Source organism: Natronobeatus ordinarius (genome assembly GCF_024362485.1).
GTDB classification, from domain to species: domain Archaea; phylum Halobacteriota; class Halobacteria; order Halobacteriales; family Natrialbaceae; genus Natronobeatus; species Natronobeatus ordinarius.
The window spans coordinates 3,054,582-3,079,442 of record NZ_CP101456.1 but is presented as its reverse complement, the minus strand read 5'-3'; the positions used below and the strand labels follow the sequence as shown (position 1 = coordinate 3,079,442).

Genomic DNA, 24,861 nt, shown 5'->3' with positions numbered 1-24,861 from the left:
CTCTGAGGGAAGAAACTCTTTCCGAGTTTATGTCGGGTTACGAAGTTCTTTATCGTTCAGGCAAGAAGTGGTGCGTATGGACTTCGCACTCACCGACGAGCAGAAACAGATCCGCGAGGAAGTCCGCCGATTCGCGGAAAACGAGATCGAACCCGAAGCCGAGGAGTACGACGTCGAGGAGAAATACCCCTACGAAATCGTCGAGAAGGCGGCCGAGATGGGCCTGACCGGTCCGTACATCCCGATCGAGTACGGCGGCGCCGGCTACTCGATCCTCGACACCACGATCATCGTCGAGGAGCTGTTCGCCGTCGATCCCGGCATCGCGCTCTCGATCGTGGCCTCCTCCTTTGGCTGTGAGGCCATCATGGAGTTCGGCACCGAGGACCAGAAAGAGCGGTTCCTCGAACCCGTCGCGATGGGTGAGAAGATCTCCGGGGCAGCCATCTCGGAACCCGACACCGGCTCTGACGTCTCCTCGGTTTCGACGACGGCCGAGAAAGACGGCGACGAGTGGGTGATCAACGGCAACAAGATGTGGATCACCAACGGTACCGTCGGCGACTTCTTCGTCGTCCTCTGTAAGACCAACCCGGACGCCGAGGGTCGCTACAACGGCTTCTCACAGCTCATCGTCGAATCCGACCGCGACGGCTTCAACGCGGACAAGATCACCGGCAAGCTCGGCATCCGCGCCTCGGACACGGCCGAACTAATCTTCGACGACGTCCGCGTCCCCGAAGAGAACCTCGTGGGCACGAAAGACGCCGCCTTCCTCCAGCAGATGCAGTTTTTCGACCAGACCCGCGTCGCGGTCGCCGCCCAGGGCGTCGGCATCGCGAAAGGCGCCAGCGAGGCCGCCCTCGAGTACGCCCAGGATCGCGAGCAGTTCGGCAAACCGATCTCGGAGTTCCAGGCGATCCAGCACAAGCTCGCGGACATGCACACGAAGACCGAGGCCGCCCGCATGCTGACCTACAAATCCTCGTGGAAGGTCGACCAGGGCGAGGACATCACCATGCTCGCCTCGATGGCCAAGGAGTACGCCTCCCGCGTCGCCGTTTCCGTCGCCGACGAAGCCGTCCAGATCCACGGCGGCGCCGGCTACGTCAACGACTTCCCGGTCGAACGGCTCTACCGCGACTCGAAGATCACCCAGATCTACGAGGGGACGACCGAGATCCAGAAGAACATCATCGCTCGCGAGCTGCTCGGTAAGGGCTTCTGATACCGGCGGCTCATACTACCGGACGAAACTGTGTGAAGATTCCCGCCACCTGGGGCGGCGAGGATCTTTCACGACTTCCGTCCGGAAGTGTCAATCGACGTGTCGCTCCTGAACGTCCTTGCTCATCTCGATCAGCTCCCGGAACACCGCCCGGACGAGCTCGGGGTCGGCACCCGCGTCCTCGCCGGTGCCGGCGACGCGGTCGAGGACGACCTCTTCCTGCTCGGGCACCTCGATCGGGAGCCCCTCCTCGGCTTTGACGATCCCAATCTCGTCGGCGATCGCCATCCGCGCCTCGATCAGGTCGAGGATCTCCTCGTCGATCGCCGAGACCTCGGCGTCCTCGTACGCCGCTGTCGCGTCCTCCGACGCCGGATTCGACGGCTGAGCACAGCCCGCAAACACCAGCGCGAGCCCTGCGAGCGCCGTCCGACGGGAGACCGTCTGCTTCATCACTCCATCGCCTCCTCGAGCAGTTCGAACACCCGGGCCGTGTCGTCCTCGGCGAGGCCGCGCTCTCGAGCGCCCTCGCGTGCCCGCTCGAGGACGACGCGGCGGGCAGCGTCGGCGTCGTCGGTGAACGGTCCGTGCTCGACGCGTCGGGCGATCGCCTCGACCAGTTGCTGATCGATCGCCGCGAGGTCGTCGCGAAACGGTTCGAGTGGCATGACAGTCAGTTTCACGTATCGGTATATGGCCGTTGTCAATCGATCCGCGCGGTGGCCGGTGGAACCCCTCGTTCGGCCGCTAGAGTACACGTTGAAAGTCATTGCACACCCGGTCACGAACGTCGGCGGCCAGCCTCGGCTTCGTTACCGAGGCTGGCCGCTCGGCTGTGACCGGGTGTAAATCGTTTCAACGAGTCCTCTACCCGTCACGATCCGAGTCCGAGTCGGTGTCACCGTCGTCCCGATCGGTGTCCGTATCGCCGTCCCGGGGAGTGTCATCGCCTGCATCCGGTCGAGCGGTCGACGATCGGTCGTCGTTCGCTGGCTGCCGAACGTAGAGGACGATCGGCGGGAGGACGTACGAGCCGATCGCGACGACGGCGAAGAGCGGGTCGACGAAGATGAGAATCCCGAAGATCGCGAGCGCCGCCGTCGCGGCCGTGTGTATCGGCGTGCTCGTGTACTCACGGTAGTAGTTCCACAGCCCGCGGAGCCACGGAATCGCGGCGATCACCACCATCGCGTCTTCGTACGTGGGTGAGCGGGAACCCTTTTTCCCGTGAGCCCCTCCCTTCGGGTATGAGAGAGTTCGTCTTCGCCCTCGAGCACGAGTCCGGAACCAACCCGGTCGCCGACGTGCTCGCGGCCCACCCCGACGCGACGATCCGGTCGCTGTCGTGTCACGTCACCGAGGACCACCTCTGGCGGGTCGACCACGCCGAGGGATCGCCGGAGGCCCTCGAGGCGCTCGAGGGCGCCTACAGCGAGTCGAGCTACTGCGCCGACTGCCTCGTCAAGGACGACTGCGGCGCAGACTGTGAGATCAAGGTGCTCGACCGCTCGAGCGACACCCTCGTGGTCTACACTCACTGGGACCGGACGGACGTCTGTACGTCGGTGCCACACCTCGCCCTCGAGCATCTCGGCGAGGGGTTGCTGTTCGAGACCGAACGCGAGGGGCGACGCTACCGGTGGCGCATCGTCCTCGGGAACGGGACGCCGATCGGCGACTTCGTCGACGCCCTCGGCGAGGAGGTCGACGACTGCACTGGTCTGGAGCTGCTCCGACTGGCGGACGTCGATCCCGAACCTGACGCGGAGGGCCCCCTCTCGAGGGAACAGCGCGCCGCCCTGCGAGCGGCGGTCGAGCGCGGCTACTACGAGACTCCACGTCGGATCGACCTCTCGGAGCTCGCGGCAGAACTCGAGTTGCCGCGGTCGACGCTCTCCTACCGCCTGCGCCGGGCGGAGGCCGAGCTGGCGACGACGTTCGTCAGGGGTGAAACGGGCGAGGCGCTGTTTCCCCGGCTGTGAGTGTGTTGTTGTCGCGTTTCTGGCGGAATCGACGGTCACTCACCGGCGTCGACGTACAGGTAGACGGCGCAGACGGCGAGGATCGCCTCGGCGGCTTTCGTGATGACGGCTAACGGGTTGAGGTTACCCTCCATGTAGAACGCTTCGACGCCCCAGCCCTGGACCGGGAAGAGCGCGAGGATCGTCACGATCGAGTACGCCGCCGCGACGAGAAACAGCGGTCGCCGCCAGAACCGAGTCAGGTACAGCGCCGCCCCGCCGAGGAAGCCGAGGCCGTTGAGGACGAACAGGATTGCGAGCACCTGACTAAACTCGATCGCGTTGGTGGACGCTACCAGGTGGAGCACGCCCGTGATAACCGCCATGAGGATGGCGACGTATCCGACCGGATTGGATGGTAACTCGAACGTCGAGTCTGTACTGGTCGTGGGAGTTGCGCCCATATCCGTTCTATCGGACTAAATTGTTAAAAAACCACCTGGTGTTCGTATCCCGGCCGATACCGTACGCCGATTCGAGGGGGAGTGTATCGCTGGCGCCACGGCGCTCCAGCGGGGCGCCGTCAGCCGCTTCGTTCGGACTCTTCGACCTCGAGTCGGTCGCCGCGGGACCGTCGGCTGTGTCCCGTCTCCGACGGGGACCGCTCGGGTGCTTCGAGGGCCGCTTCCAGCGCGTTTTCGAACTCCTCCTCCGAGAGCCGCCCGCGTCGGTACTCCTCCTTCAGCCGTTCGACGGGCGACGGTGACGGCGAGGGACTGGACCGAGCCGCGTCCGCGTACTCGGTCGGACGGTCGATTCGACCGATGAGCGAGAGGTAGACGGGCCAGAGCGTGAGCAGGGTCAGACTCACGAGCGCGACGCCCACGGCCGCCGCCGTCGGGACGAGCAGCCACGACACGAGCGCCGGGTTGAGCAGAAAGCCGACTGCGACGATCAGCGAGTACACCCCCACCGGGGCCGTCACCGCGCCGAGCCCCAGTCGTCCGAGCGTTCCGTCGGGCGTGTACGTTTCGACGAGCCGGCGAATCCCCGTCCCCGTCGAACCGTTCTCGGAAGCGGTGGGATCGCGCATGGATAACCAATTGCGCGCGAATTTTCAATAAATTGTCGATACGTATTCACTCCTCGTGAGTCGAGCCCGAATCGAGTCGAATTTGGCGCACGCCAAATAACCCGTATCCCGCTGGAGCGTCTATATCGAGGTGATGAGTGAGCTGGATCCAGCGAGCCCTCCCGCCGAGACGCGACCCCTCGAGCTCGCCGTCCCCGAGATGGACTGTCCCTCCTGTGCCGGGAAAGTGACCAACAGCGTCGAGACGCTCGAGGGGATCGAGCGCCTCGAGCCGCGGGTGACGAGCGGGACGCTCGTCGTCGAGTACGATCCCGAGCGAACGGACGAGGCGGCCGTCCGCGAGCGCGTCGAGGCGGCCGGGTACACGGTCGAGTCCGGAGCGTCCGAACTGACCCTCTCGGTTCCGGAGATGGACTGTCCTTCCTGTGCGGGCAAAGTCGAGAACGCCCTCGAGGGTGTTTCCGGCGTCGGTGCCGTCGAGACCCAGCCGGCGACGGGACGAGTCACGGTCACCGCCGCGGACGTCGAGCCGGCTGTCGCCGTGACGGCGATCGAGGACGCCGGCTACGGAGCGACGCCGATCGACGAGGACGGAGGCCGCTTTCGCGATCCCGGCGCAGTCTGGCGGAGCCGTCGTGCCCTGGGCACGGCGATCGGTGGCGTCCTCGTGGCCGTCGGGATGGCCCTGGCGTTCGTCTTCACCGGGGCAAACCCCGACCTGTTCACGGTCGCCGGCCGGACGGTCGCGCTCTCACACGTCCTGTTCGTCGTCGCGGCCGCGGTCGCGGGCACACCGATCGTCCGCAACGGCTACTACTCGGCGCGAAACCGGAGCCTCGACATCGACCTCCTGATGTCGATCGGGATCCTCGCCTCCGTCGCCGCCCACCACCCCTTCGAGGGGGCGATGCTCGCGGTGCTTTACAGTCTCGCCGAGTTACTCGAGCGCTTCTCGATGGACCGGGCGCGTGACTCGATTCGGGAGCTGCTCGACCTCTCGCCGGAGACGGCGACGATCAAGCGCGAAGACGGCACCGAGGAGACGGTGCCCGCCGAGGCAGTCGCCGTCGGCGACACCGTCGTCGTCCGACCCGGCGAGAAGATCCCGGTCGACGGGGTCGTCCGCGAGGGGGCGAGCGCGGTGAACCAGGCGCCGATCACGGGCGAGAGCGTCCCCGTCGACCGGGAGGCGGGCGAGGAGGTGTTCGCGGGGACGATCGCCGAGTCGGGCTACCTCGAGGTCGAGGCCACGAGCGAGGCGGGGGAGTCGACGCTCGCCCGGATCGTCCGGCTGGTCGAGGAGGCCGAGCGCGAGAAGACCGACCGCGAGCAGTTCGTCGACCGCTTCGCGAGCGTCTACACGCCGGTCGTCGTCGTCGCGGCCGTCGCGCTCGCCGCCGGGCCGCCGCTTTTAGTCGGCGCGCCGTGGGACACGTGGTTCTTGCGCGGGCTGACCCTGCTCGTCATCGCCTGCCCCTGTGCGTTCGTCATCTCGACGCCCGTCAGCGTCGTCTCCGGGATCACGAGCGCCGCGAAACACGGCGTGTTGATCAAGGGTGGTCGCCACCTCGAGGCCGTCGGCGAGAGCGCGGTCGTCGCGGTCGACAAGACGGGCACGCTGACGACGGGTGACCTCTCCGTGACGGACGTCGTCGCGCTCGAGGGAGTAGACGAGGCGGAGCTGCTGGCCCGGGCGAGCGCCGTCGAACGGCGCAGCGAACACCCGCTCGGCGAGGCCGTCGTCGGCTACGCGCGCGAGCGGGGCGTTCTCGAGGACGAGGAGCGTCGGGTCTCCGACTTCGAGGCGCTCGCCGGACGGGGCGTCCGCGCCGACCTCGACGGGGAGCCCCACTACGTCGGCAAGCCCGACCTCTTCGCGGGGCTCGGCCTCGACCTCGAGCACGTCCACGCGACGACCGACGGCGGGCAGGTCGTCGAGTCGAGCGGCGGCGAGGGGATCCTCGAGTCGGCTCGCCAGCAGTGTGGCGACGGTGACTGTCTGGACGTCATCGGCGAAGCCGTCGCCGAACTCGAGCGCCAGGGGAAGACGGCCGTCCTCGTCGGCACCGACGACCGGTTGCTGGGCGTCCTCGGGATCGCGGACACGGTCCGACCGGAGGCCACGTGGGCCGTCTCGCGGCTCCGGGCACAGGGTGCTCGTGTCGTGATGCTCACCGGTGACAACGAGGGAACCGCCCGGGCGATCGCCGACGAGGTGGGCATCGAGTCCTACCACGCCGACCTCCTCCCCGAAGAGAAACTCGAGGAGATCCGCCGACTCGAGGCCGAACACGGCGACGTCGTCATGGTCGGCGACGGCATCAACGACGCGCCCGCGCTCGCGACCGCCACCGTCGGCGTCGCGATGGGCGCGGCCGGGACGGACACGGCGATCGAGACGGCCGACGTCGCGTTGATGGGCGACGATCTCACCCGTCTGCCGTACCTGCATCGGCTCTCCCGGCAGGCAAACGGCGTCATCCGCCAGAACATCTGGGCGAGTCTCGCCGTGAAGGCCGTCCTCGCCGCCGGTGCCCCCTTCGGGATCGTGACGGTGATCCACGCGGTCGTCATCGGCGACATGGGGATGAGCCTCGGGGTGACCGGCAACGCGATGCGGCTGTCGGGCGTGGAGCCGGAGATGCCGGAGGAGGGGTGAGTATCTGTTCGCGTGGCCTTTTACCGACCTTGATGAATCAATAGTGTTCGATATGTGCCATACCTTCTCGTGATGAATACACAGCGCGAATGCAGCACGAGCTGAAGCTCGATCTCGAAGAGTAACGAGCGGTCAATACAGGAGAAGCAGTTATCGAAGTACTCGTCGTTATTTGCCTTCAGTATTATGAGTGGCGTGTCAAATAAGCGCTCTACTTCGTTCGATCTGGTGTACGGTGAGGAGAGTAATATCGGGAGAGTGGTAGCTACTCGTTCATCGCCCGGTCGAGTACGTTCTTAATGAACTCCGATTTCGCAGCAGTATACTTCTCTCTGTTTTTTGGGTGCTTCTCTGCCAACCTTTTCTTCAGTGAGGCGTACCGTTCGGCGGCTTCAGGATGCTCACGAAGATACTCTCTGAAGGCGACTTTCTCGTCGTAGAAGTCACTCCCGTGTTCCGAGATCGAGAGGTATACCGTCCGATTCGTGCGCGGCCCCTTGGCGAAGAAGAGTCGCCCGTCAACGTCTCCGGGGCGGTATTCGTATCCTTGTTCTTCGAGAACTGGAATGAGAGTGTCTGCGTCGTCCAGATCATCGACGACAGCAAGGACATCGATAATCGGTTTCGCAGGCATCCCATCGATAGCAGTACTCCCAATATGTTCGAAATCAACGAACTGATCGCCTGCGATGTCGTCTAACTGGTCTATCTCTTCTCCGTAACGTTCCTTCCATTCGTCTCGGTACGGTTCCAGTTTGACTGTTCCTCGTTCTAATCCAACCATTATTTCGAGAAATCAGCGTGAGTGTATTAGGTTTTTGGAGCAGATCGACTCATTCGAGCGCTCTGGTTGGGGCAGCCATCTAAAGTTAGTCCGTTACAATCCTGCGCGAGAGACACGTACTCTTCAGCGAACAGTTGATTCACCACTGATTGGTCGGAAGCAACGAACCACCTGTGCTGCATACACGCTCTGAGTCTTGCACGCTAACTCTTGCCAATATCACTCCCTCTATGATTGTTTCACCAAATTAGGCAACGGCCTTCTCCTGAACCTGCTGTGTCCGCTGTTTCCCGTCTCAGGCGAGCACCGCTGGCGCGTCCTCGCGGAGCCGACCGACCACGTCCCGGAGCTTCTCGCTTCCGGAGCCGTACGTCCCGAAGACGACCGCGTCGACGTCGACGGCGGCCTCGAGTCTCCCCGTAAGCTCGACGAGCCGATCGACGGCGACCCCGTCGGTCGAGAGCTGGACCACGAAGTCGGCCTCAAGGTCCTCGAGTTCGCTGTCGAATCCTTTCGCGAGGGATTCGACCCAGTAGGTCGTCGCGTAGCCGGCCCCACACAGGGGGACGAGGAAGCCGTCGACGTGGGGGGCAAGCGCATGGGGATCGACGCCGGTCCGCTCACGGAGCGCACCCGGGTAGGGATCGGGGTACAGCGTCGCGATCAGGTCGCCCTCGACGCGGTCGGCCGCCTCGGCGACAAACTCGGTGATGACGTCGACCCGCCAGGCCTCGCGGCTGTCGTGAGCGCTGTCGGCGAACAGCCGGTCACAGCGCTCACAGTGACAGAAGTCCTCGCCCGGGAAGCCGAGCGTGGTGAGTCGGACGTCGCCCGTGGCACCGATCGCGGCGATTCGCTCGAGTACTGCTTCCCGGTAGTCGGGATCTGTCGGACAGACGGTGCCCCAGTCCTGTCCGCGGGCCTCGGGCGTCGCCCGGGTGCCGTCTGCGGCGACCGCGGCCCGGTCTGGCTGGTCGCGAACCGTTTCCGTGTCGCCCCAGCAGGCCACCGAGTTGACCACGCCCTCGAGCGGGGGCTGACGGCGGCCGGACACCTGGTCGGTCAGGTAGTACGTGACGTCGCCGACGCCCGCCTGAGCGAGGTCGGCGTCGTCGGTGAGATAGCCGTACATGCCTGGGACGTCTCCGCGAGCCGAGTTAAGGCTGCCCGTTGGCGCAAGCGCCGCCCGACGGCCGCGTTACAGCCGGGATCGGATCGCCCCCAGTCCCGGCCGCCCGTCGTGCCACCAGAGGGCGACGCCGGCGACGAGGATCACGGCCTCGAGCCAGAGCGTGGTGACCTCGAGGCCGGCGACGGTGCCGAGGGACTTGACGCCGGTGTACTGGGGCATGTGCGTGATCGGCCAGAGCAGAAATCCGAGCTCGTCGTAGTCGCCGGCGAGGACGTGCCAGGGGACGTCCGCCGCGAGGTGTGAGCCGTACCCGATCGCGAACGCGACGCCGAGTATGGGCTCGCCGCGACGACGAGTGAGGTACGAAACGAGGAGAATCGTCGGCACGGCGAACAGCAGCGAGTGGGCGATCGTTCGGCCTACTGGGGTCACGCCGGCGAGCCACAGCGGCTGATCGACCAGGTCGGGGAGCACCGCGCCGAAGGCGGCGACCAGTACCGGTCCGTCGGCGGGCGTCACGCCGCGGCCGCGTCGCCACCGGACGTAGGCGGCGTAACAGAGGTAGCCGACGGCGAGGTGGACGACCGGTTGCATTCGTCCTGTACGACTCACGCCCCGATGCTAAAACCTGCCCCGGAGAGCGCCTGTGAGGCGCAACGTTGATCGACAGAAATATGTGTGGTGGTTGAGAACTGCTCCGGTACGTATGTCGTCGAACGCCACCGTAACCCCTGTCATCGCCGCGGTCGTCGCTTTCGTCGCCGGAGGGGTAGAGGGTGTCGTCCGACTGTCGACCGGACTCGGGGTCGAGTACCTCGATCTCGGCATGGAATCGGTCTCCTTGCTCGCGATCGGCGCGAACTTCGGGTCGGTGCTCGTCACCCCGATCGCGGTCTTCGCCGTCGGATACCTTCTCGTCCGAGATGCGGACCCGGGTCGGTCGTACGCGGTCCTGACGGCAGTCCTCTTTCTCGGCGCCGCCGTCGGCAGCGTCGCGGTGCAGTTCGCACTCAGCCAGTCCCTGTCGATCGCGCACTACTCGCTCACGCACACGATTCTCGGATACCTCGAGCTCGCCGTCTCGACGGGGCTCGCCGTTACGGTCGCCGGGCTCGCCGGCGTCGGTGCAGCCGTCCTGTTCGACGCCGACGCCCGTCGGGACCGACGACCCGTCCGTCGCCGGTAGCCCGGTCGCGTCGCCGAGAATCTCCTCACGCCTCGTACGCCGCCCAGAGGTACCGCGTCGCGAGACTCCGGTAGGGTCGCCACGGCTCGGCGAGCTCCCGCATCGTCGCTCGAGAGAGTTCCTCGCCCTCGTTGTACAGTAACTCGATGCCCCGACGAACCGCGAGGTCTCCCAGGGGGAGCACGTCGGGTCGCTCGAGGACGAAAATCAGGTACATCCGGGCCGTCCACTCGCCGACGCCCCGAATCCGAGTGAGTTCGTCGAGCACCTCTCGATCCGAGTGCTCGGCGAGTCCCTCGCGGGTGAGGTCGCGCTCGCAGAACGCCCGGGCGGCCTCGCGGACGTACTCGAGCTTTCGCGCGCTCAGGCCGGCCTCGAGCAGCGCCTCGTCGTCGGCGGCGAGGACGGTCTCGGGCCGGACGTCACCCTCGAGAACATCGAACGCCCGCTCGCGGACGGCCGTCGCCGATGCGGTCGACAGCTGCTGGTTGACGATCGAGACGAACAGTCGCTCGTACTCACAGCCAACGGGCTCGATGGGGTGTGGATCGTGCCGATCGACCACCGTGGCCATGACCGGATCGCGCCGGAGGACGGTTTCGGGGTCGGCGACCATGGCTCGAGCGTCGGACGGAGGGGAGAAAGCGTCGTCGGTCCGCGTCTTACTCGACGCTCTCTTCTTCCTCTTCGGGGCTGTCCGGCGTCTGGCCGTCGACCCGACGGCCGACGTCGACCTGGTAGTTCCCCAAGATGTCTCGCCCGAGGATGACGGGGTAGTCCATGTGGCTGCGGTCCTCGACGCTCGCGGTGACGGTGTGCTGGTTGCCGCCGACGCCGACGACGACGTCGACGACGGGGCGACTCTTCGCCGTCTTCCGGCTGCCCGACTTGACGCGCGTGATCGACTTGATCGGGCCCGCCCCGATGTCGGCGGCGAGACGGGTGTCGATGCTCGTTCGCGACGCGCCGGTGTCTGACTTCGCGAACACGCTCTTCGAGCCCGCCGTCCCCGAGAGGACGATCTCTTCGGTGTAGCCGATGACGCTCGGCTCGCCGTCGTCGACCGTGAGCGACGCGGGCATCACCGACGGCGTCGAGTCGTCGAGGTGGGCCGACAGCTCCCAGACGCGGCCGTCGTCGACCTCGCCGCCGGCGCGCTCGATGGCGAGCTTCGCGATGTACGGCGCCGGGCTGACGTTCGTGGCCTCGTACAGCCCTTTGAAGCCGGCGGTGGGGTTGACCTCGAGGACGTACCAGCCGTCCTCGCCCTCGACGAGGTCGACGCCGGCGTAGTCGAGACCGATGACTTCGGCCGACCGTTCGGCCATCTCGCGTGCCTCTTCGGGGAGGTCAGCCGTCGCATCTTCGACCGAGCCGCCGAGGGCGACGTTGGTTCGCCAGTCGTTGTCAGGTGCGTACCGATACATCGCGGCGACGACCTCACCGCCAACGACGTAGACGCGGACGTCCCGGTGACGCTGCCCGTCGCGCTCGATGAGATTCTGCAAGAAGGCGTACCGGTTCCCAACTTTCGCGTTGATCGGATCCTCAGGGCCGATCTTCCAGGTGCCGCCGCCGTGGGTCCCGATCGCCGTCTTGTACACCGCCTCCTCGCCGAACTCGTCGCGAGCCGCGTTGAGCTGGTCCGACGCGAGCGCGAGTAAGACGTCCGGTACGCGAACGTCGTGCGTCGCGAGCGCCGTCGCCGTCGCCAGCTTGTGTGCCGCCGTCAGCGTCGCTGACGGCTCGTTCAACATCGGCACGAGCTGTGAGAGCGTGTCTGCCAATCCGAGCTCCTCACATGGTTGCTCCGTGTTCGAGAGCAACATCCGGTTCGCGATCACGTCGACCTCGGGCTCGAGCTGCACGGCGCCGTCACGAACGCGAACGGTCGTGTTCTCGCTTCGAAGCCACTCGGGGCTGTGGCCGAGTTCCTCGACGGCGTTACAGATCGCCTTGCTCTCTTTGCTCGTGTGTAGACTTAGTACCCCCACCCGTACCGCACGGTCAGTAGTCATAGCTCAATACACTCTTCCCCACCGGAAAAGCATTGTCAGTCGGTACAGTCTCCAAGGGGGAATCCTTGCTGCCTTCTGTCATTTACGACACTCAATCGGGTGTAACGAACTGTGCGTGCCCTATACATGAACGTCGTGAGACAGGTCTGTCGCAACCATGACCGTGCTGCAGTTTGGCCGGTACCTCGTCACAGTAATCCGTCTCAGGTGACGTGTCTTCCGTCCGGATCGATTCGAACTGACGAGGGTCAGTGACCGGCCGAATCGGACTCGGCCGAGAAGAAGCGTCGAGCGTCCTGCCCGATTCAGGTCGATGCGGTTACTGGATCGAGTAGCCGGCGGCGATGGTGAGCAGGAACACCATGAACACCGCGATGGTCATCATGTAGGTGATCGACCGGGGCTCTTCGATCAGGTGCTGGTAGTAGCCGGCGATGAGCAGCGATTTGACGATCGCGAGGAAGATCGTCGCACCCAACGCCATCTGGTAGGTGAAGATCTGGTCGAGTTCGAAGAAGATGAACTTGCTCGTCCCCAACACCAGCAGTACGACGTAAATGATTGCGTACGTTCGAACGCTCGCCATTGGTACGCAACTAGTAAGACATCTACTTATAGCTTCTCTTCTCCCCTCGAAGCCGGACCCAAAACCCCGTCACGGCGACGGAGACCACGATCGTCGACGCGACTCGAGCCGGTGGAATGGGTGAGCGCCTGGGCGCTCGCGGACGGTGAGGCGTCGCCTCACCGTGAAACGCTAAAAACCGAAAACCGAACGAACAGCGGTTCGCCGCCGTTACATCAGGTAGAACAGCGGGAAGAGGATGACCCAGACGATGTCGACGAAGTGCCAGTAGAGCCCGAAGAACTCCACCGGACGGTTGTCCTCGAGGTAGGCGTCCACCGTGACGATCCGGAAGATCATGAACACCGCGATCATGAGTCCGAAGATGACGTGCAGCCCGTGGAGCCCGGTCGTGACGTAGTACAGCGAGTACTCGATGCCGCTGAACCAGAAGTCACCCTGGCTGAATTTCAGGCTCCACTCCCAGGCTTTCACGCCCATGAACCCCAGCCCGAGCAGGACGGTCGTGCCCATCATGGCGAGCAGTCCCTGCTTGTTCTTGCGCTGGGCCATCACGAGCGCCAGGATGACCGTGAAGCTCGAGGTCAGCAGGATGTACGTGTTGAGCAGGCCCGGCCAGGCGTAGTCCGGGACCGGCTCAAACGTGCTCCAGCCAGCGTGCAGGCGCATGAAGATGTACGCGCCGATGATCGCACCGAAGACGACGACGTCGGAGGCCAGGAAGACCCACATCCCGAACTTCGTGTCGTCCATGTCGCCACCGAACGGCCAGCGCTCGGCGACCTTCGGCTCGGGGACGTTGAAGTCCTCGACGCCCAGCTTGAACAGGGCAGCGCAGGTGAACAGGAAGCCGAACACCGTGAGCGCCGGGTAGAGGTAGTTCATCTCACCCTCGGTGGTGATTTGCGCCCACGCGGGGAAGTACTGGTCGAGGCCGTTCGCCTCGATCAGCTCGATCGTCACGGGCGTGAGCCCGGCGAGTCCGAGGAAGAAGAAGAACAGACCGACGCCGGTCATGAACGGCCAGATGCTGGCGTGGTCGGCGTGTTCTTCGTGGTGATCGACGTCGGTGACCTCGGCCTCGGCGGTGGGCGTCCCACCGTCGGTCACGGTCGGCGAGTCGTCGACGAACTCGAGGCGGCCGTTCGCGTACGTCGCGCGGCCGTCCCAGTTCTCGAGTGGCGGGGGCGAGGAGACTGCCCATTCGGCGGTCCGAGAGAACTCCCAGGGGTTGGCCGGTGCGGCTGGCCCCTTGAAGAGGCTGTGCACCAGCGTGACGAGCACGAGCAGGACACCCAGCCCGAGGATGAACGCGCCGCCGGTCGCGATCTGGTGGTAGAGCGTCATATGCTCGGCGTAGTGGAAGACCCGTCGGGGCGTCTCCCAGGCGAGGAACATCGGGAAGTAGAGCACGTTGAACCCGATGAAGTAGACGGCGAAGCTGAGCTTGCCGAGGGTTTCGTTGTACATCTTCCCGGTCATCTTCGGCCACCAGTAGAACAGGCCGCCGATCAGGGCGGTGATGCCGGAGACCATCACGTAGTGGAAGTGAGCGACGACCCAGTAGGTGCCACGGAGCTCGTAGTCGAGGATGATGGCACCGAGGAAGACGCCGGTAATACCACCGATGATGAACAGCACCAGTGCGCCGAGGTTAAAGAGGAACGGCGTGGTGAACTGCACGCGTCCTTTGACCATCGTGTAGATCAGCGCGAAGACCATCAGGTCGAACGGTAGCGAGATGCCGATCGTGGTAGCCATGATCAGCGTCTTGATCTCGAGGTTGATGGTCGTCAGGTACATGTGGTGCATCCAGACGAGGAACGACTGGACGGTAACCAGCACCATCGCGATGATGATCCACTTGCGGCCGACGAGTCGCCGGCCGGTGAACGTCTGGAACGTCTCGAACATGACCCCGAGAGCGGGGAAGAAGACGATGTACACCTCCGGATGACCGAAGAACCAGAACAGGTGTGCCCACAGCAGGCCCGAGCCCTGGTCGGTTGCAAAGTACTGCGTGAGGAAGATGCGGTCGACGCCCAGCAGGAACACCGCAGCGAGCAGCGCCGCGAACGCGAACAGCATCATCCAGACGGTGAGCAGGATCGACCACGTGAACAGCGGCATGTTCCACAGGCCCATCCCCTCCGCACGGTGGCGGTGGATCGTGGTCATGAAGTTCACCGTCCCGAGAGTGACCGAAACGACGAACAGGAACAGGCCGAGGATGGTCGCGTTCCCACCCGTCGTCGCCTCCATCGCGGGCGTGTAGGTCGGCACGTTCAGCGGCGCGTACACCGTCCAGCCGCCGCCGTACGTCCCACCCTGGAGGAACGAACTCACGACGAGCAGTCCCGAGAACAGGTACAGCCAGTAGCTCATCGCGTTCAATCGCGGGAACGCGAGGTCTTTCGCGCCGATCTGTATCGGCACGAAGTAGTTAGCGAACCCGACGGCGATCGGTGAGAAGAACCAGAACACCATCAGGAAGCCGTGTGCGGTCACGAACTGGTTGAACTGGTTGTGCTCGAGGTCCAGGAACCCACCGGATTCGAGGAGGTGGAGCCTGAACGCCAGTGCTAGGACACCGCCAGCGAGCAGGAAGAAGATCGCCGTCGCGATGTAGAGCAGTCCGACGTCTTTGTGGTTAGTCGTGACGAGCCAGCGCTTGATCGACCGTTTCGGCGGCAGATCCTCACCCATCAGTCGTCACCTCCGTCGTCGTTCTCATCTTCGTCTTCGTCCTCTTCATCGTCTTCGTCATCCTCAACCTGTTCGTCTAACCAGTCGTCGAACTCGTCTTGCTCCATCACGTGCAGCGTCCCTTCCATGTCGGTGTGGAAGGGGCCACACAGCTCGAAGCACTCGATGAGGTGCTTCTCACCGGGTTCGTCGGCGACGAACCAGGTCTGCTCGTACTCACCGGGGATCGCGTCGGCTTTCACCCGCAAGTCCGAGATGCCGAAGGTGTGCCAGACGTCACCTCCTGTCACATTGATCCAGACCGTCGTGTCCGCCGGGACGTACATGTCGTTGACTGTCGTCGCGCCGTTCTCGTACTCGAAGAACCAGGAGAAGCCGTTCCCTTCGACGTCGATCTCGATCGCGTCCTCGCCGGGGTTTTCACCTTCGGGTCCCGCTTCGACGTACAGGAGCAACCCGTACGCGTACACGATGAGTGATAGAACGACGATTGCACTCAGTCCGAAGGAAACGAACAGTTTCTTTCCGCCCTTTCCACCCGTCGGTAACTCCCCGAGCGTTGGTAGATCATCATCTGACGCGCGATCACCGTCATCACGGTACTTGTACGCGTTGTACACCGTATACGCGATGACGATGATGCCGATGATCGTACCGAGTGCGAGGAAGACGAGGAAGATCTCGTCGAATACCTCGGCACGTGTCTGCATCGGGGTCGGTATCGTATTCGTGATCGTGTTCACCTCGATTTAGGCTGTTATCTCGTATCCGAAGGATGGGAGGTATTTATTGTTTTGGGAACTGCCTGACGACGGGCAATTTACCAGCAATAATTTCATGATTTGCTTACCATTATCACGAGCATTGGCGACAATTACCATATATGGTGGCCCCTTCACGGACTTTCGTCGACACGAACCTCGTCGATTCGTTCTAGGAAACTGTCCACTTCTCTCGAAAGGCAGTCGTCGCTAACCGGTTTGAACGTCCACAACCGCTTATAACGTCTTTTAGATATGTATGGTGACTATACTTTCGAAACTGCCTATACACTCGAGGCCATAGTGGAGCTATGCCCGAAGAAATCCTCTTCAAATTCGAACAGCGAATGGACCGCTCGGAGATCGCCGACTACCTGCGAACCGTCGCCGACACCCTCGAGGGCGACGACTCGCTCACCCTCGAGGCCGGCGCCGACTCCGTAACGCTGTCACCACCTGCCCGCCCCGAGTTCGAGGTCAAAGCCGAACGCGAGACGTCGAGCTCCGGCGGCCCCGCGGAGCTCTCGATCGAGTTCGAACTCGAGTGGAACGAGGGCGAAGACGACGACGGGGAGCTCACCATCGGCTGAGCGGCGACCTGGGAGCGACTCACTCGAGCGTGCAATCGCTGGTAGCCGAGCGCCCGTACTGCTTCTAGACGGCGACGACCCAGGCCCGGTAGGTCTCGGACAGCCCGTACACCTCCTGGAACAGCGCGTCGAAGAACTGGGCGATCCGGTTCGGGTCTGCCTTCGCGCTCACGCGCACGTTGACACCCGCTGCGTTCTCGGGCCGCGTCAGGTCGTCGATTTTGAACGCTGGAAACGTCGCGAGCAGCGACTTCAACGACTCGAGTTCGTCTTCCGTACAGTCGAGGTTGACGACGCCGTCGGCGAACTGCACCCACGGCGGCCCGGGGTCGTCCTCGGACTCTTCGAGGTCGGCTGCGTCGACTTCGATCGTCAGAAACGGGCTGGCGCGCTCGCGGTGGGCCACGATGGCGTCGACGAACAGCGTTCGCCGGGCCGCCGGGTCGGCTGCGTCGAAGCGTGTCATACCTCCCCCTTTCTGCGCGATTCTTTAAGCATTTATGCAGCGGTAGTGAAGGTGGGCGTATGGCAACACCACGAATCCTGATCCTGGGCGCACCCGGTGCGGGCAAAGGGACACAGAGTGCGAACATCGTCGAGCACTTCGACGTCGAGCACATCACTACCGGCGACGCCCTCCGGGCGAACAAGGACATGGACCTCTCGGACATGGACACGGAGTACGACACGCCACGTGAGTACATGGACGCCGGCGAACTCGTTCCCGACGCGGTCGTCAACGCCATCGTCGACGAAGCACTCACTCAGGCCGACGGCTTCGTCCTCGACGGCTATCCCCGAAACCTCGAACAGGCCGAAGAGCTCGAGGACATGACCGACTTAGACGTCGTCCTGATGCTCGACGTGAGCGAGGAGGAACTCGTCCACCGGCTCACTGGCCGCCGGATGGACCCCGAGACGGGCGAAATCTACCACGTCGAGTACAACCCGCCCGAAGACGACGAGGTCGAGGCCCGCCTCGTCCAGCGCGACGACGACAACGAGGAGACCGTCCGCGAGCGTCTGCGCGTCTACCAGGAGAACACCAAGCCGGTCGTCGAGTACTACGAAGAACAGGGGATGCTCGAGCGCGTCGACGGCGAGCAGGCGCCCGACGAGGTCTGGGAAGACGTAAAGGCGACGCTCGAGGACGCGGCCTGAGACGGTAGCGTTCAGTTTTTCGATGCTCGCCGTTGGCGATGAGGTCTAGAATAGCTGCTCGCCCGCCACGGCCGTAGTACACTCGCTTCTCTCGCCGAGAAACGCCTGGAAACGGTGATTACCTGCTTTCGACGTCGACGACGTGTTCGGCGATGTTGAGGTAGGTGATCCGTGGGGGGAGCAGAGTCGGATCGGGGTAGATGTCGAACTCGGCGTCCCTGAGCGATTCGTCGTACTCGAACTCGACAGCTTCGGCGTGGACGCTCACCGAGGATGCCACGATCGAGCCGTAGAGATCGGGGTTCGACAGGATACACACCTGCATCTCGCAGTTCTGTCGCTGTTCCCAGTCTTCGTTCGTCCCTCCGGCGTAAATGACGCCCTCGAAACGGGAGCTGCCTCCCGGGCCGAAGTCGAATTTCGACTCCGAGGTGCCGTAGATCTGTATGACCTGTGCACTCACGTTTTCTTCACAGGGTTCGACGCACACGTCTCCGCTGTTTTCAGCATCGTAGTCCCCTGAGACGTAGATCTTCACGGATCGATTCTCTCGCCACGTATCCTCGTTGACGGTGATCGTCTGCCCGTCAGCGCGGATGTCGCCGTCGACCACGACCGTCGCGTTCCCGTCCGAGAGATCGAACTCGAGGTGGCCACTTTCTTCGATGCCATCGGTGAGGTAGACGCCGGCTTCCAGTTCGTGATGTTCCTCAACCGTCGACAGGTTCTGGACCGGCTCTCCGAAGAACGTCCCCGTTTCGGTCCGGTTGATAATGTCGTCGATAATCGAGTCGATCGGTGGGAACGCCGCCTGCTCGTACTCCTCGACGTTGTCGTGCTGATCGTGGAAGTCGGTGGCGTAGACTGCGCCTTCGCTGAACGCGTGCTCGATCTCGAGGTAACCGAGCTCGGCGACCACCGTTCCTTCGTCGGATCCCTCGTGTGCGTCGACGCTGCGAACGACGGTCGCACCGGCCTGTCGTTCGAAGTACTCCGCCCAGCCGCGGTAGTACTCGCTCGTGATGGTAATCGTGACGGTATCGTCTTTCACGAGGCTCGCATCGCGGTGAGGGTCGGTGTGCTGGTGGCTGATCGTCACGTCGCCGGTGTCGAGTCGGTCCTCGTCCTCGACCTTGATGATCGGGAAGGTGAACGTTTCGGCGGCGGCGTCGTAGTGAAGCGGCGGCGCGGAGACGATCTGCGTTTCGTTACCCGCCTCGCGGAAGACGCCGCCGGCCTGGTAGGCGATCCGGGTTCCGTCGTCACCCCGATATTCGATCGCGCCCACGCGGAACGTCTCGTTGATGGTGCCACCCTCGATCGTGATCTCACCGGTATCGGCTTTCACGACCGCCCCTTTCTCGCCAGCGGAGAAGTCGATCAACTCGATCGTGTCCCCGGTCGTCGCCGTCGTCCCGATCGTCTGGCTCAACTCGACGAACGCCCCTTCGATGCGCTCGTTCTCCGTCTCCTGTTGGACGTCAGCCGTGGACTGGCTCGCATAGAGCAAGATCCCGACGGACGCCATCGCGACGATCCCGATCAGGAGCACCAGCCCGAGAAGCGCGGTCTGCCCTCTCGAGCTGTGACCATCGACTGACCCGGGACCCGTCGTATTCATACCGGTTACTATGATTGCCACAGGTAATATACTGTTCGGTGCCGCACACTGTCTAGAAATGGGTGCTATCGATGGTTCAATCGACTCCTGAAGCGCCGAGACTGGTGCTTTTCGGAGCCTAAAACGGTTTTGAGATTTGTCGACCTCCATTGGCGGTGTGCCGTGACTGGCATTCAAGTAGTGCTTGAGCAGCGAATGAACGTGTGTAGGCTGGCGTTCCAAATCGTAGGCCACTATTGAGTTGCGAGAGATTGTCAAATAACAGTTTCTGCGAAAGCTATCGATTGAAACTAGGCCTGGAATTTCGATACTGGGTTAGTGAGTGTGATCACGAGTTACGGCCTGCAGAAGGCTCGGCCGAACGTAGCCATTCCGGGAGTGGATAAAGTTACGCTGAGGTGTGAATTTTTGGGTGCTAGCCGGTTATTCTCGTACAATCATGGCCGGCTGATTGATTGATAAGGCGGCTCAACCGAAAAATATTACGGCTGAGGCGAAGACACAATTGACGTAAAAATCATTTGTGTTAATCGAATGCACCTCAGTTCTCTACGTCGACTTCGTGTTTAACCACGTTTAGATACGTGATGTCAGGGAATTCACCACCTGCCTCAAAAGAGGGGCCACCTTCAAGTTCCTCGTCATATACGAGGTTCGCATTCCCGCCAATTTCTATAGAGTCTGCAATTATTGAACCACTCCAATAAGGAGTGCCAGCGGATGAAATGTCTGCCCCTGGCGCATATATGACGCCCTCACCAGAGATTGTGCCCCCTCCTGCACCAGCGTTAAGGTCGAAGTCAGACGTACCAAATATTTCCAGATGGTTTGCGTTAATGTGATCTCCAGACGGGTGGTGAACTTGGTGAGCGGGATTATAGCACCCATCAATACAGAGGTAGGAATTGCCTGTTATGCTCAACACACCGCTCGTATACAGTTTGACCATATGGCCACTACTTGTTCCAGTAATCTCAACATCCTCAACGGCTACATCCCCGTCAACGACAATTGAGATGTCGCCATCAGCAACATTGAGGGTCTGTCCTTCCAGAGAGATATCTTCGTCCATTGCATTAAAGTACTCTCCAGCAGTAATTTCATCACCTGGGATATTGTCCCAGTTTTCATCATCTGCCTGTTGTATTTTCCGATCAATTTCATCATCTAGCGGTTCAAGTTCGATATCCACACCGTCTTCGATATCTCCTTCATCAGCATGAATACGTTGCTTATCACTGTCGCTGAGATTTTCACCAGTTAGAACAGGCCCATGAATGCCTGAATCGGGTGATCCACCACCGATATCCAAATCAGTAGCGGCTACGGCAGCATAGTCGTATAATCCACTGAGATCTGACGCCCCCAATTTCACAGTAACAGTGTTATTCCCATGGTCTACAGAGTCAATCGCGTGCCCCCCTGCCTGCCGCTCGAAGTATTGGTGCCAACCACGGTAGTACGGACTTTCGATCTCGACAGTCACGTATTGTCGATCGACCCGTTCAGAGAAGGTGACGTTAGTGTCGTCCTTTTTGACCGTGACCTCACCGGAACTGAGCTGCGCTTCGTTTGTAGCCTCGACGATCGGGAACGAGAACGTCTCGGCACCCGTTTCGTTGTCGTAGTGAATCGGCGGTGTGGAGACGATCTGCGTTTCGTTACCCGTCTCACGGAAGACGCCGCCGGCCTGGTAGGCGATACGGGTACCGTCGTCACCCTCGTACTCGATCGTCCCGAAATAGATGTCCCTCGTCTCGTCCCCGTACTCGATTGTCATCCGACTCGTATTCGTCAAGATGACAGCACCGTGCTCGCCCGCGGCGAAGTCGATCACCTCGGTCGTGTCGCCGGTCGCCGCCGTCGTCGCCATCGTCTGACTCAACTGAACGAACGCCCCCTCGATACGCTCGTTCTCCATCTCCTGCTGGGCGTCCGTCGTCGACGTCCCGGCGTAGACGAGAATGCCAACGGAGGCGATCGCGACGATGCCGATCAGGAGGATGAGCCCGAGGACCGCCGTCTGGCCCCGTTCGGCGCTCACGGTCGCTCACCACTACGTTGCGCGCACATATTGAACCTACAGACACTCACGGGTAATATATTGTTCGGCTAACAAGAGCTGGTTGAAGCGTTCAAGGGCCACTCACATCGTCACAGGCAGCCCTTGAACGCCCTCGAGTCGCTGCGACGCTCCCGTTCACGTCGCCTGAATCCCTGGACAAAGTCGACCTCGAGTCCGTCGCGACCTGTGCCACGCGAAGAAAAAAGCTTGTATACCGGACGTGACCTAGCACGAACGAATGACGCGCACAGCGGAGAAGATCGACGCCCTCGTCCGCGAGGACGCCTCGATGGTCGACGCCCTCGAGGCCATCCGTGAGGAGGCCGACGACAACGGCGGGGAGGTCGCGTGGGCCGACGTCAAGGGGGATCTCTCGAGCGGCCAGTGGGGACGGCTGATCGAGAAGGGCGTGCTGGTCGACGGCGAGGAGGGCTTCGTCATCGCCGATCGGGAGGCGTTCGACGAGGCGCTCGACGGCGACGCCGACGCGGGAGCCGTGTCCGTCCCCGACGTCGATATCGACGAAGACGCAGCGAAGTGGTCCCAGTGGGACAAGATGGCCGCCGCGGGCGCGGTGTTGCTGATGGTCGCGTACTGGTTCGAGTCCGTGCGCGACGTCGTCGGCGGGACGGTCAACCAGGTGCTCGGACCGCTGGACGCTGCGTTGCCGTTTTACGCGGTGATCCTCTCGGTGGCGATGCTCACCGGCGTCTACACGACGTTGCTGCAGGCCAACATGATGAACATGGACCGGATGGCCAAGTACCAGAAGCGGATGAAGGCCATGCAGGCGAAGCGAAAGGACGTCCAGGAGCGCAAAGAGGAGGCCGAAGAGCGCGGCGCGAGCGAGGCCGAACTCGAGCGACTGGACGACGAGATGGAGAAAGTCCAGGAAGAGCAGATGGAGGCGATGGCCGAGAACCTCGGGATGTTCAAAGAGCAGTTCCGACCGATGGTCTGGATCATGCTCTTTACCATCCCGCTGTTCCTCTGGATGTGGTGGAAGGTCCACGACGTCGGCCTCGACGAGAACATGGTGATGCCCATGATCGGCATCATCGAGTGGGACGACCCGCTCCGCGGAATCCAGGTCTTCCGGCCGTGGATTATCTGGTACTTCCTCTGCTCGATGGGCTTCACCCAGCTGCTGCGCAAGTCACTGAACATCGATATGAGCCCCACCACCTGATCGGGGCCGACGCGATTCGACGGCCGATTTTTGCCGGGGTTTACGACCGCACGGCGCTATCGTGGCAACTGAACCGGAGACGCCTTCGTATGGCTGCTGACTCGCGGACCGGATTTCCTGCGGGGCAGCGACAGCTTGGGGGATCGCTGGGACGTCGCGTTCACTCGAGGCCCGACTGCTCGGCTGTCCGGCTCGCGCGCGTGTGGCTGATCGAGAACGAGGTCGACGGTCGAGTCGGTGAGAGAACGTGGGCCAGCGATCGAATCGGCGAGACGAGGATGACCGCCGAATCGGTGAGAGAACGGGGCGTCGTTACAACTCGTTGAGCTTCCGCAGCAGCTGTCCGCGGTACTCCTCGTCGCTCTGGACGCCTTTCATCTCCAGGACGTTGCGCTCGAGTTTGTCGAGGGCGACGCGGAAGGCGTTCTCGGAGCCGTAGCCCTCGCCGGAGCCGGCGGCCTGGCCTTTGTTGGTTCGCAGCCGGATCTGACAGCGGATCAGGGGCGTGCCACGGAGTTTCTCCTTGTGTTCGTGAAAGCGGACGTGGGCGTGGAACACCTGCATCTCGGCGTACTTATCGGAGACGCTCTGGATGCTCTCGACGATGGACTCGCGCGTGATGGTGTCGAGCAGCGAGATGTTCGTGATCTGGACGTCCATGTGCTCTTCTTCGGTGTAGGTGAGCGCGCGCAGCACGTCGGTTTTGGTGATGACGCCCTCGACGACGCGGTCGTCGTCTGCAGGGGTGACGATCAGCCCGCCGTAGTCTTCCTCGAGCATCTGCTCGACGGCCTCGCGGGCGGTCGACTCGATGGCCACTGTCCGGACGGGGCTGTTCATGATGTCGTAGACCGGCACGTCGAGCATCCGGTCGCTGTCGCCGACGCGGTCGCCGGTCGTGGTTCGCTCGTCCTGGCGGATGACGAAGTCGGCGATGTCGTGGGTCGTGACGACGCCACTGAGGTAGCCGTTCTCGTTGAGGACGGGCAGTCGAGAGACGCCGTGTTCGCGCAGGTAGTTGATCGCCTTGCCGATGCCGTCGTCCTCGTTCAGGGTCGCTGGATCGGCGGTGTAGACGTCGTCGACGGTGATCGCGTCTAAGTTCTCGAGGACGGCCTCGAGGATGCCGTCACCGCTGACGATCCCCCACAGCTCGTCGTTCTCGAAGACGGGTGCGACCCGGGCGTTACCCTCGATGAGTTTGCGGGCGGCGTCGCGGACGTTCTCGGTTCGCCCGATCTTGGGCACTGGATCGGTGCGACTCGGCTTGATGAGCGCCGCCACTTTCGCGTCGTCTTCGACGTGGGACTGGAGGACCTCCCGTTCGCTGATCATCCCCCGGTACTCCCCGTCGTTGGTGACGACGAGTCCCTTGGGGTTTCCGTTCTCGAATGACGAACGGACCTTCCCCATTCGCGTCCCGGCGTCGACTTCGATATACTCCGTCGTAGCGATGTCAGCGATGTCCATCGTTCTGCGGGGGCCTACTCCCGCGACGGTTATCAACGTACCGCCCGCTGGTGCTCTCGGCGCCACTGGACAGCAGTGGACGCCGGTTTGCAGCGTCACGCGATTTTGGTTGGGACGCTCCGATCCAGCCGGTGAAACTGCCGGATACGCTTTTTTCGGCGGCGGTCGACTCTCGGGTATGGTGCCGGACATCGGGATCTTCGGACGGTACACGTACCTCGCGACCGAACTGTTCTGGGGAACGATCGCACTGATCCTCTTGCGACGAGCCGGCGCGCTCGGCAAGGCTGCCGTCACGATCGTCGCACTCTACCCGATCGCCTACCTCTGGGACCGCTATACGCTCGCGGTCGGCGTCTTCGAGATCAACCTCCGGACGGGGATCGAGGTCGCGGGAATCCCCCTCGAGGAGCACCTCTTCATGCTCGTCGTGCCGGGGCTGGTGATCGGCGTTCACGAGACGATCTTCGGGGAGACGGCGGGCTATAGTATTCGTTGAAACGAGTTACACCCGGTCACAGCCGAGCGGGCAGCCTCGACCTCGTCGACGAGGCTGACCGCCGATGGTCGTGACCGGGTGTGCAATGACGTTCAACGGTTACTATAGAGCGTCATCGATCGCTGACTATCACTCGAATTGATCACTCTCAA

The 24,861-nt window shown here is 62.8% G+C and carries 24 protein-coding genes and 1 pseudogene; 8 read left to right on the top strand and 17 right to left on the bottom strand.

The window, feature by feature from the left end:
• Window positions 1-76 precede the first annotated feature (76 nt).
• Window positions 77-1,228, top strand: coding sequence for an acyl-CoA dehydrogenase family protein (locus NMQ09_RS15600; RefSeq protein WP_255191507.1), 1,152 nt, complete (start codon window positions 77-79; stop codon window positions 1,226-1,228).
• Window positions 1,229-1,318: 90 nt separating this feature from the next.
• On the opposite strand, the gene NMQ09_RS15595 is transcribed toward NMQ09_RS15600, so the two are convergent.
• The 3 genes from NMQ09_RS15595 to NMQ09_RS15585 all read right to left on the bottom strand — a co-directional run bounded on the left by NMQ09_RS15595 (window position 1,319) and on the right by NMQ09_RS15585 (window position 2,416).
• Window positions 1,319-1,681 (bottom strand): chorismate mutase, encoded by a 363-nt coding sequence (locus NMQ09_RS15595; protein ID WP_255191506.1) that lies wholly within the window; start codon window positions 1,679-1,681, stop codon window positions 1,319-1,321.
• Window positions 1,681-1,896 carry a hypothetical protein gene (locus NMQ09_RS15590; RefSeq protein ID WP_255191505.1) on the bottom strand — a complete coding sequence of 72 codons (216 nt, stop codon included), beginning with the start codon at window positions 1,894-1,896 and terminating at the stop codon, window positions 1,681-1,683. The genes NMQ09_RS15595 and NMQ09_RS15590 overlap by 1 nt, the downstream gene beginning before the upstream one ends.
• A gap of 199 nt (window positions 1,897-2,095) precedes the next feature.
• Window positions 2,096-2,416: a hypothetical protein gene (locus NMQ09_RS15585; protein ID WP_345781268.1), complete on the bottom strand. Its 321-nt coding sequence runs from the start codon at window positions 2,414-2,416 to the stop codon at window positions 2,096-2,098.
• A gap of 59 nt (window positions 2,417-2,475) precedes the next feature.
• Here NMQ09_RS15585 and NMQ09_RS15580 point away from each other — a divergent pair, with 59 nt between their 5' ends.
• Complete coding sequence (locus tag NMQ09_RS15580; RefSeq protein WP_255191504.1) at window positions 2,476-3,210, top strand: helix-turn-helix domain-containing protein; 735 nt, start codon at window positions 2,476-2,478, stop codon at window positions 3,208-3,210.
• Between the two features lie 35 nt (window positions 3,211-3,245).
• Here NMQ09_RS15580 and NMQ09_RS15575 read toward each other — a convergent pair whose 3' ends face one another.
• Both NMQ09_RS15575 and NMQ09_RS15570 read right to left on the bottom strand, forming a co-directional pair.
• Complete coding sequence (locus NMQ09_RS15575; protein ID WP_255191503.1) at window positions 3,246-3,653, bottom strand: DUF7475 family protein; 408 nt, start codon at window positions 3,651-3,653, stop codon at window positions 3,246-3,248.
• 119 nt (window positions 3,654-3,772) lie between these two features.
• On the bottom strand, window positions 3,773-4,282 hold the full coding sequence (locus tag NMQ09_RS15570; protein WP_255191502.1) for a hypothetical protein: 510 nt from the start codon (window positions 4,280-4,282) through the stop codon (window positions 3,773-3,775).
• A gap of 133 nt (window positions 4,283-4,415) precedes the next feature.
• On the opposite strand from NMQ09_RS15570, the gene NMQ09_RS15565 reads away from it, so the two are divergent.
• Window positions 4,416-6,941: a heavy metal translocating P-type ATPase gene (locus NMQ09_RS15565; RefSeq protein WP_255191501.1), complete on the top strand. Its 2,526-nt coding sequence runs from the start codon at window positions 4,416-4,418 to the stop codon at window positions 6,939-6,941.
• Window positions 6,942-7,206: 265 nt separating this feature from the next.
• Here the strand turns inward: NMQ09_RS15565 and NMQ09_RS15560 are convergent, their stop codons facing one another.
• From NMQ09_RS15560 to NMQ09_RS15550, 3 genes are all read right to left on the bottom strand, one after another.
• The gene (locus NMQ09_RS15560; protein WP_255191500.1) at window positions 7,207-7,725 is read right to left on the bottom strand and encodes a GrpB family protein; all 519 of its coding nucleotides are present in this window, start codon (window positions 7,723-7,725) and stop codon (window positions 7,207-7,209) included.
• 295 nt (window positions 7,726-8,020) lie between these two features.
• A complete protein-coding gene (locus tag NMQ09_RS15555) occupies window positions 8,021-8,857 on the bottom strand; it encodes a hypothetical protein (protein WP_255191499.1) in 837 nt (278 codons plus the stop codon).
• Window positions 8,858-8,923: 66 nt separating this feature from the next.
• The gene (locus NMQ09_RS15550) at window positions 8,924-9,451 is read right to left on the bottom strand and encodes a metal-dependent hydrolase (RefSeq protein ID WP_255191498.1); all 528 of its coding nucleotides are present in this window, start codon (window positions 9,449-9,451) and stop codon (window positions 8,924-8,926) included.
• A gap of 112 nt (window positions 9,452-9,563) precedes the next feature.
• Here NMQ09_RS15550 and NMQ09_RS15545 point away from each other — a divergent pair, with 112 nt between their 5' ends.
• Entirely contained in the window at window positions 9,564-10,043 is a 480-nt protein-coding gene (locus NMQ09_RS15545) for a hypothetical protein (protein WP_255191497.1), read from the top strand.
• Window positions 10,044-10,068: 25 nt separating this feature from the next.
• On the opposite strand, the gene NMQ09_RS15540 is transcribed toward NMQ09_RS15545, so the two are convergent.
• From NMQ09_RS15540 to coxB, 5 genes and pseudogenes are all read right to left on the bottom strand, one after another.
• Window positions 10,069-10,659, bottom strand: coding sequence for a DNA-3-methyladenine glycosylase family protein (locus NMQ09_RS15540; protein WP_255191496.1), 591 nt, complete (start codon window positions 10,657-10,659; stop codon window positions 10,069-10,071).
• A gap of 46 nt (window positions 10,660-10,705) precedes the next feature.
• Window positions 10,706-12,061, bottom strand: a complete 1,356-nt coding sequence (locus NMQ09_RS15535; protein ID WP_255191495.1) for a RimK family alpha-L-glutamate ligase — start codon at window positions 12,059-12,061, stop codon at window positions 10,706-10,708.
• Window positions 12,062-12,380: 319 nt separating this feature from the next.
• Window positions 12,381-12,647, bottom strand: coding sequence for a cytochrome C oxidase subunit IV family protein (locus NMQ09_RS15530; RefSeq protein ID WP_255191494.1), 267 nt, complete (start codon window positions 12,645-12,647; stop codon window positions 12,381-12,383).
• A gap of 210 nt (window positions 12,648-12,857) precedes the next feature.
• Window positions 12,858-15,353, bottom strand: a complete 2,496-nt coding sequence (locus tag NMQ09_RS15525) for a cbb3-type cytochrome c oxidase subunit I (RefSeq protein ID WP_255191493.1) — start codon at window positions 15,351-15,353, stop codon at window positions 12,858-12,860.
• Between the two features lie 11 nt (window positions 15,354-15,364).
• Window positions 15,365-16,063, bottom strand: a pseudogene (coxB, locus tag NMQ09_RS15520) (cytochrome c oxidase subunit II); the annotation flags it as partial.
• 362 nt (window positions 16,064-16,425) lie between these two features.
• On the opposite strand from coxB, the gene NMQ09_RS15515 reads away from it, so the two are divergent.
• Window positions 16,426-16,704, top strand: a complete 279-nt coding sequence (locus tag NMQ09_RS15515; RefSeq protein ID WP_255191492.1) for an amphi-Trp domain-containing protein — start codon at window positions 16,426-16,428, stop codon at window positions 16,702-16,704.
• A gap of 64 nt (window positions 16,705-16,768) precedes the next feature.
• Here NMQ09_RS15515 and NMQ09_RS15510 read toward each other — a convergent pair whose 3' ends face one another.
• Window positions 16,769-17,170: a DUF7975 family protein gene (locus NMQ09_RS15510; protein ID WP_255191491.1), complete on the bottom strand. Its 402-nt coding sequence runs from the start codon at window positions 17,168-17,170 to the stop codon at window positions 16,769-16,771.
• A 59-nt stretch (window positions 17,171-17,229) separates the two neighbouring features.
• Between NMQ09_RS15510 and NMQ09_RS15505 the strand changes: the two genes are divergently transcribed.
• Entirely contained in the window at window positions 17,230-17,865 is a 636-nt protein-coding gene (locus tag NMQ09_RS15505) for an adenylate kinase (protein ID WP_255191490.1), read from the top strand.
• 118 nt (window positions 17,866-17,983) lie between these two features.
• Here the strand turns inward: NMQ09_RS15505 and NMQ09_RS15500 are convergent, their stop codons facing one another.
• Window positions 17,984-19,486, bottom strand: coding sequence for a DUF7289 family protein (locus NMQ09_RS15500; RefSeq protein WP_255191489.1), 1,503 nt, complete (start codon window positions 19,484-19,486; stop codon window positions 17,984-17,986).
• A gap of 541 nt (window positions 19,487-20,027) precedes the next feature.
• Complete coding sequence (locus tag NMQ09_RS15495) at window positions 20,028-21,530, bottom strand: DUF7289 family protein (protein WP_255191488.1); 1,503 nt, start codon at window positions 21,528-21,530, stop codon at window positions 20,028-20,030.
• A 259-nt stretch (window positions 21,531-21,789) separates the two neighbouring features.
• On the opposite strand from NMQ09_RS15495, the gene NMQ09_RS15490 reads away from it, so the two are divergent.
• On the top strand, window positions 21,790-22,740 hold the full coding sequence (locus NMQ09_RS15490; RefSeq protein WP_255191487.1) for a DUF106 domain-containing protein: 951 nt from the start codon (window positions 21,790-21,792) through the stop codon (window positions 22,738-22,740).
• A gap of 312 nt (window positions 22,741-23,052) precedes the next feature.
• On the opposite strand, the gene NMQ09_RS15485 is transcribed toward NMQ09_RS15490, so the two are convergent.
• The gene (locus tag NMQ09_RS15485; protein ID WP_255191486.1) at window positions 23,053-24,210 is read right to left on the bottom strand and encodes a CBS domain-containing protein; all 1,158 of its coding nucleotides are present in this window, start codon (window positions 24,208-24,210) and stop codon (window positions 23,053-23,055) included.
• Between the two features lie 178 nt (window positions 24,211-24,388).
• Between NMQ09_RS15485 and NMQ09_RS15480 the strand changes: the two genes are divergently transcribed.
• The gene (locus NMQ09_RS15480) at window positions 24,389-24,709 is read left to right on the top strand and encodes a lycopene cyclase domain-containing protein (RefSeq protein ID WP_255191485.1); all 321 of its coding nucleotides are present in this window, start codon (window positions 24,389-24,391) and stop codon (window positions 24,707-24,709) included.
• Window positions 24,710-24,861: the final 152 nt, after the last annotated feature.

Excerpts from the sequence above, each read along its gene's own strand:
- NMQ09_RS15480 (WP_255191485.1), top strand. The coding sequence starts at position 24,389 with ATGGTGCCGGACATCGGGATCTTCGGACGGTACACGTACCTCGCGACC.
- NMQ09_RS15600 (WP_255191507.1), top strand. The coding sequence starts at position 77 with ATGGACTTCGCACTCACCGACGAGCAGAAACAGATCCGCGAGGAAGTC.
- NMQ09_RS15555 (WP_255191499.1), bottom strand. The coding sequence starts at position 8,857 with ATGTACGGCTATCTCACCGACGACGCCGACCTCGCTCAGGCGGGCGTC.
- NMQ09_RS15580 (WP_255191504.1), top strand. The coding sequence starts at position 2,476 with ATGAGAGAGTTCGTCTTCGCCCTCGAGCACGAGTCCGGAACCAACCCG.
- NMQ09_RS15500 (WP_255191489.1), bottom strand. The coding sequence starts at position 19,486 with ATGAATACGACGGGTCCCGGGTCAGTCGATGGTCACAGCTCGAGAGGG.
- NMQ09_RS15550 (WP_255191498.1), bottom strand. The coding sequence starts at position 9,451 with ATGCAACCGGTCGTCCACCTCGCCGTCGGCTACCTCTGTTACGCCGCC.
- NMQ09_RS15595 (WP_255191506.1), bottom strand. The coding sequence starts at position 1,681 with ATGAAGCAGACGGTCTCCCGTCGGACGGCGCTCGCAGGGCTCGCGCTG.
- NMQ09_RS15560 (WP_255191500.1), bottom strand. The coding sequence starts at position 7,725 with ATGGTTGGATTAGAACGAGGAACAGTCAAACTGGAACCGTACCGAGAC.
- NMQ09_RS15570 (WP_255191502.1), bottom strand. The coding sequence starts at position 4,282 with ATGCGCGATCCCACCGCTTCCGAGAACGGTTCGACGGGGACGGGGATT.
- NMQ09_RS15490 (WP_255191487.1), top strand. The coding sequence starts at position 21,790 with ATGACGCGCACAGCGGAGAAGATCGACGCCCTCGTCCGCGAGGACGCC.
- NMQ09_RS15510 (WP_255191491.1), bottom strand. The coding sequence starts at position 17,170 with ATGACACGCTTCGACGCAGCCGACCCGGCGGCCCGGCGAACGCTGTTC.
- NMQ09_RS15540 (WP_255191496.1), bottom strand. The coding sequence starts at position 10,659 with ATGGTCGCCGACCCCGAAACCGTCCTCCGGCGCGATCCGGTCATGGCC.
- NMQ09_RS15535 (WP_255191495.1), bottom strand. The coding sequence starts at position 12,061 with ATGACTACTGACCGTGCGGTACGGGTGGGGGTACTAAGTCTACACACG.
- NMQ09_RS15565 (WP_255191501.1), top strand. The coding sequence starts at position 4,416 with ATGAGTGAGCTGGATCCAGCGAGCCCTCCCGCCGAGACGCGACCCCTC.
- NMQ09_RS15530 (WP_255191494.1), bottom strand. The coding sequence starts at position 12,647 with ATGGCGAGCGTTCGAACGTACGCAATCATTTACGTCGTACTGCTGGTG.
- NMQ09_RS15485 (WP_255191486.1), bottom strand. The coding sequence starts at position 24,210 with ATGGACATCGCTGACATCGCTACGACGGAGTATATCGAAGTCGACGCC.
- NMQ09_RS15505 (WP_255191490.1), top strand. The coding sequence starts at position 17,230 with ATGGCAACACCACGAATCCTGATCCTGGGCGCACCCGGTGCGGGCAAA.
- NMQ09_RS15525 (WP_255191493.1), bottom strand. The coding sequence starts at position 15,353 with ATGGGTGAGGATCTGCCGCCGAAACGGTCGATCAAGCGCTGGCTCGTC.
- NMQ09_RS15590 (WP_255191505.1), bottom strand. The coding sequence starts at position 1,896 with ATGCCACTCGAACCGTTTCGCGACGACCTCGCGGCGATCGATCAGCAA.
- NMQ09_RS15585 (WP_345781268.1), bottom strand. The coding sequence starts at position 2,416 with ATGGTGGTGATCGCCGCGATTCCGTGGCTCCGCGGGCTGTGGAACTAC.
- NMQ09_RS15575 (WP_255191503.1), bottom strand. The coding sequence starts at position 3,653 with ATGGGCGCAACTCCCACGACCAGTACAGACTCGACGTTCGAGTTACCA.
- NMQ09_RS15545 (WP_255191497.1), top strand. The coding sequence starts at position 9,564 with ATGTCGTCGAACGCCACCGTAACCCCTGTCATCGCCGCGGTCGTCGCT.
- NMQ09_RS15515 (WP_255191492.1), top strand. The coding sequence starts at position 16,426 with ATGCCCGAAGAAATCCTCTTCAAATTCGAACAGCGAATGGACCGCTCG.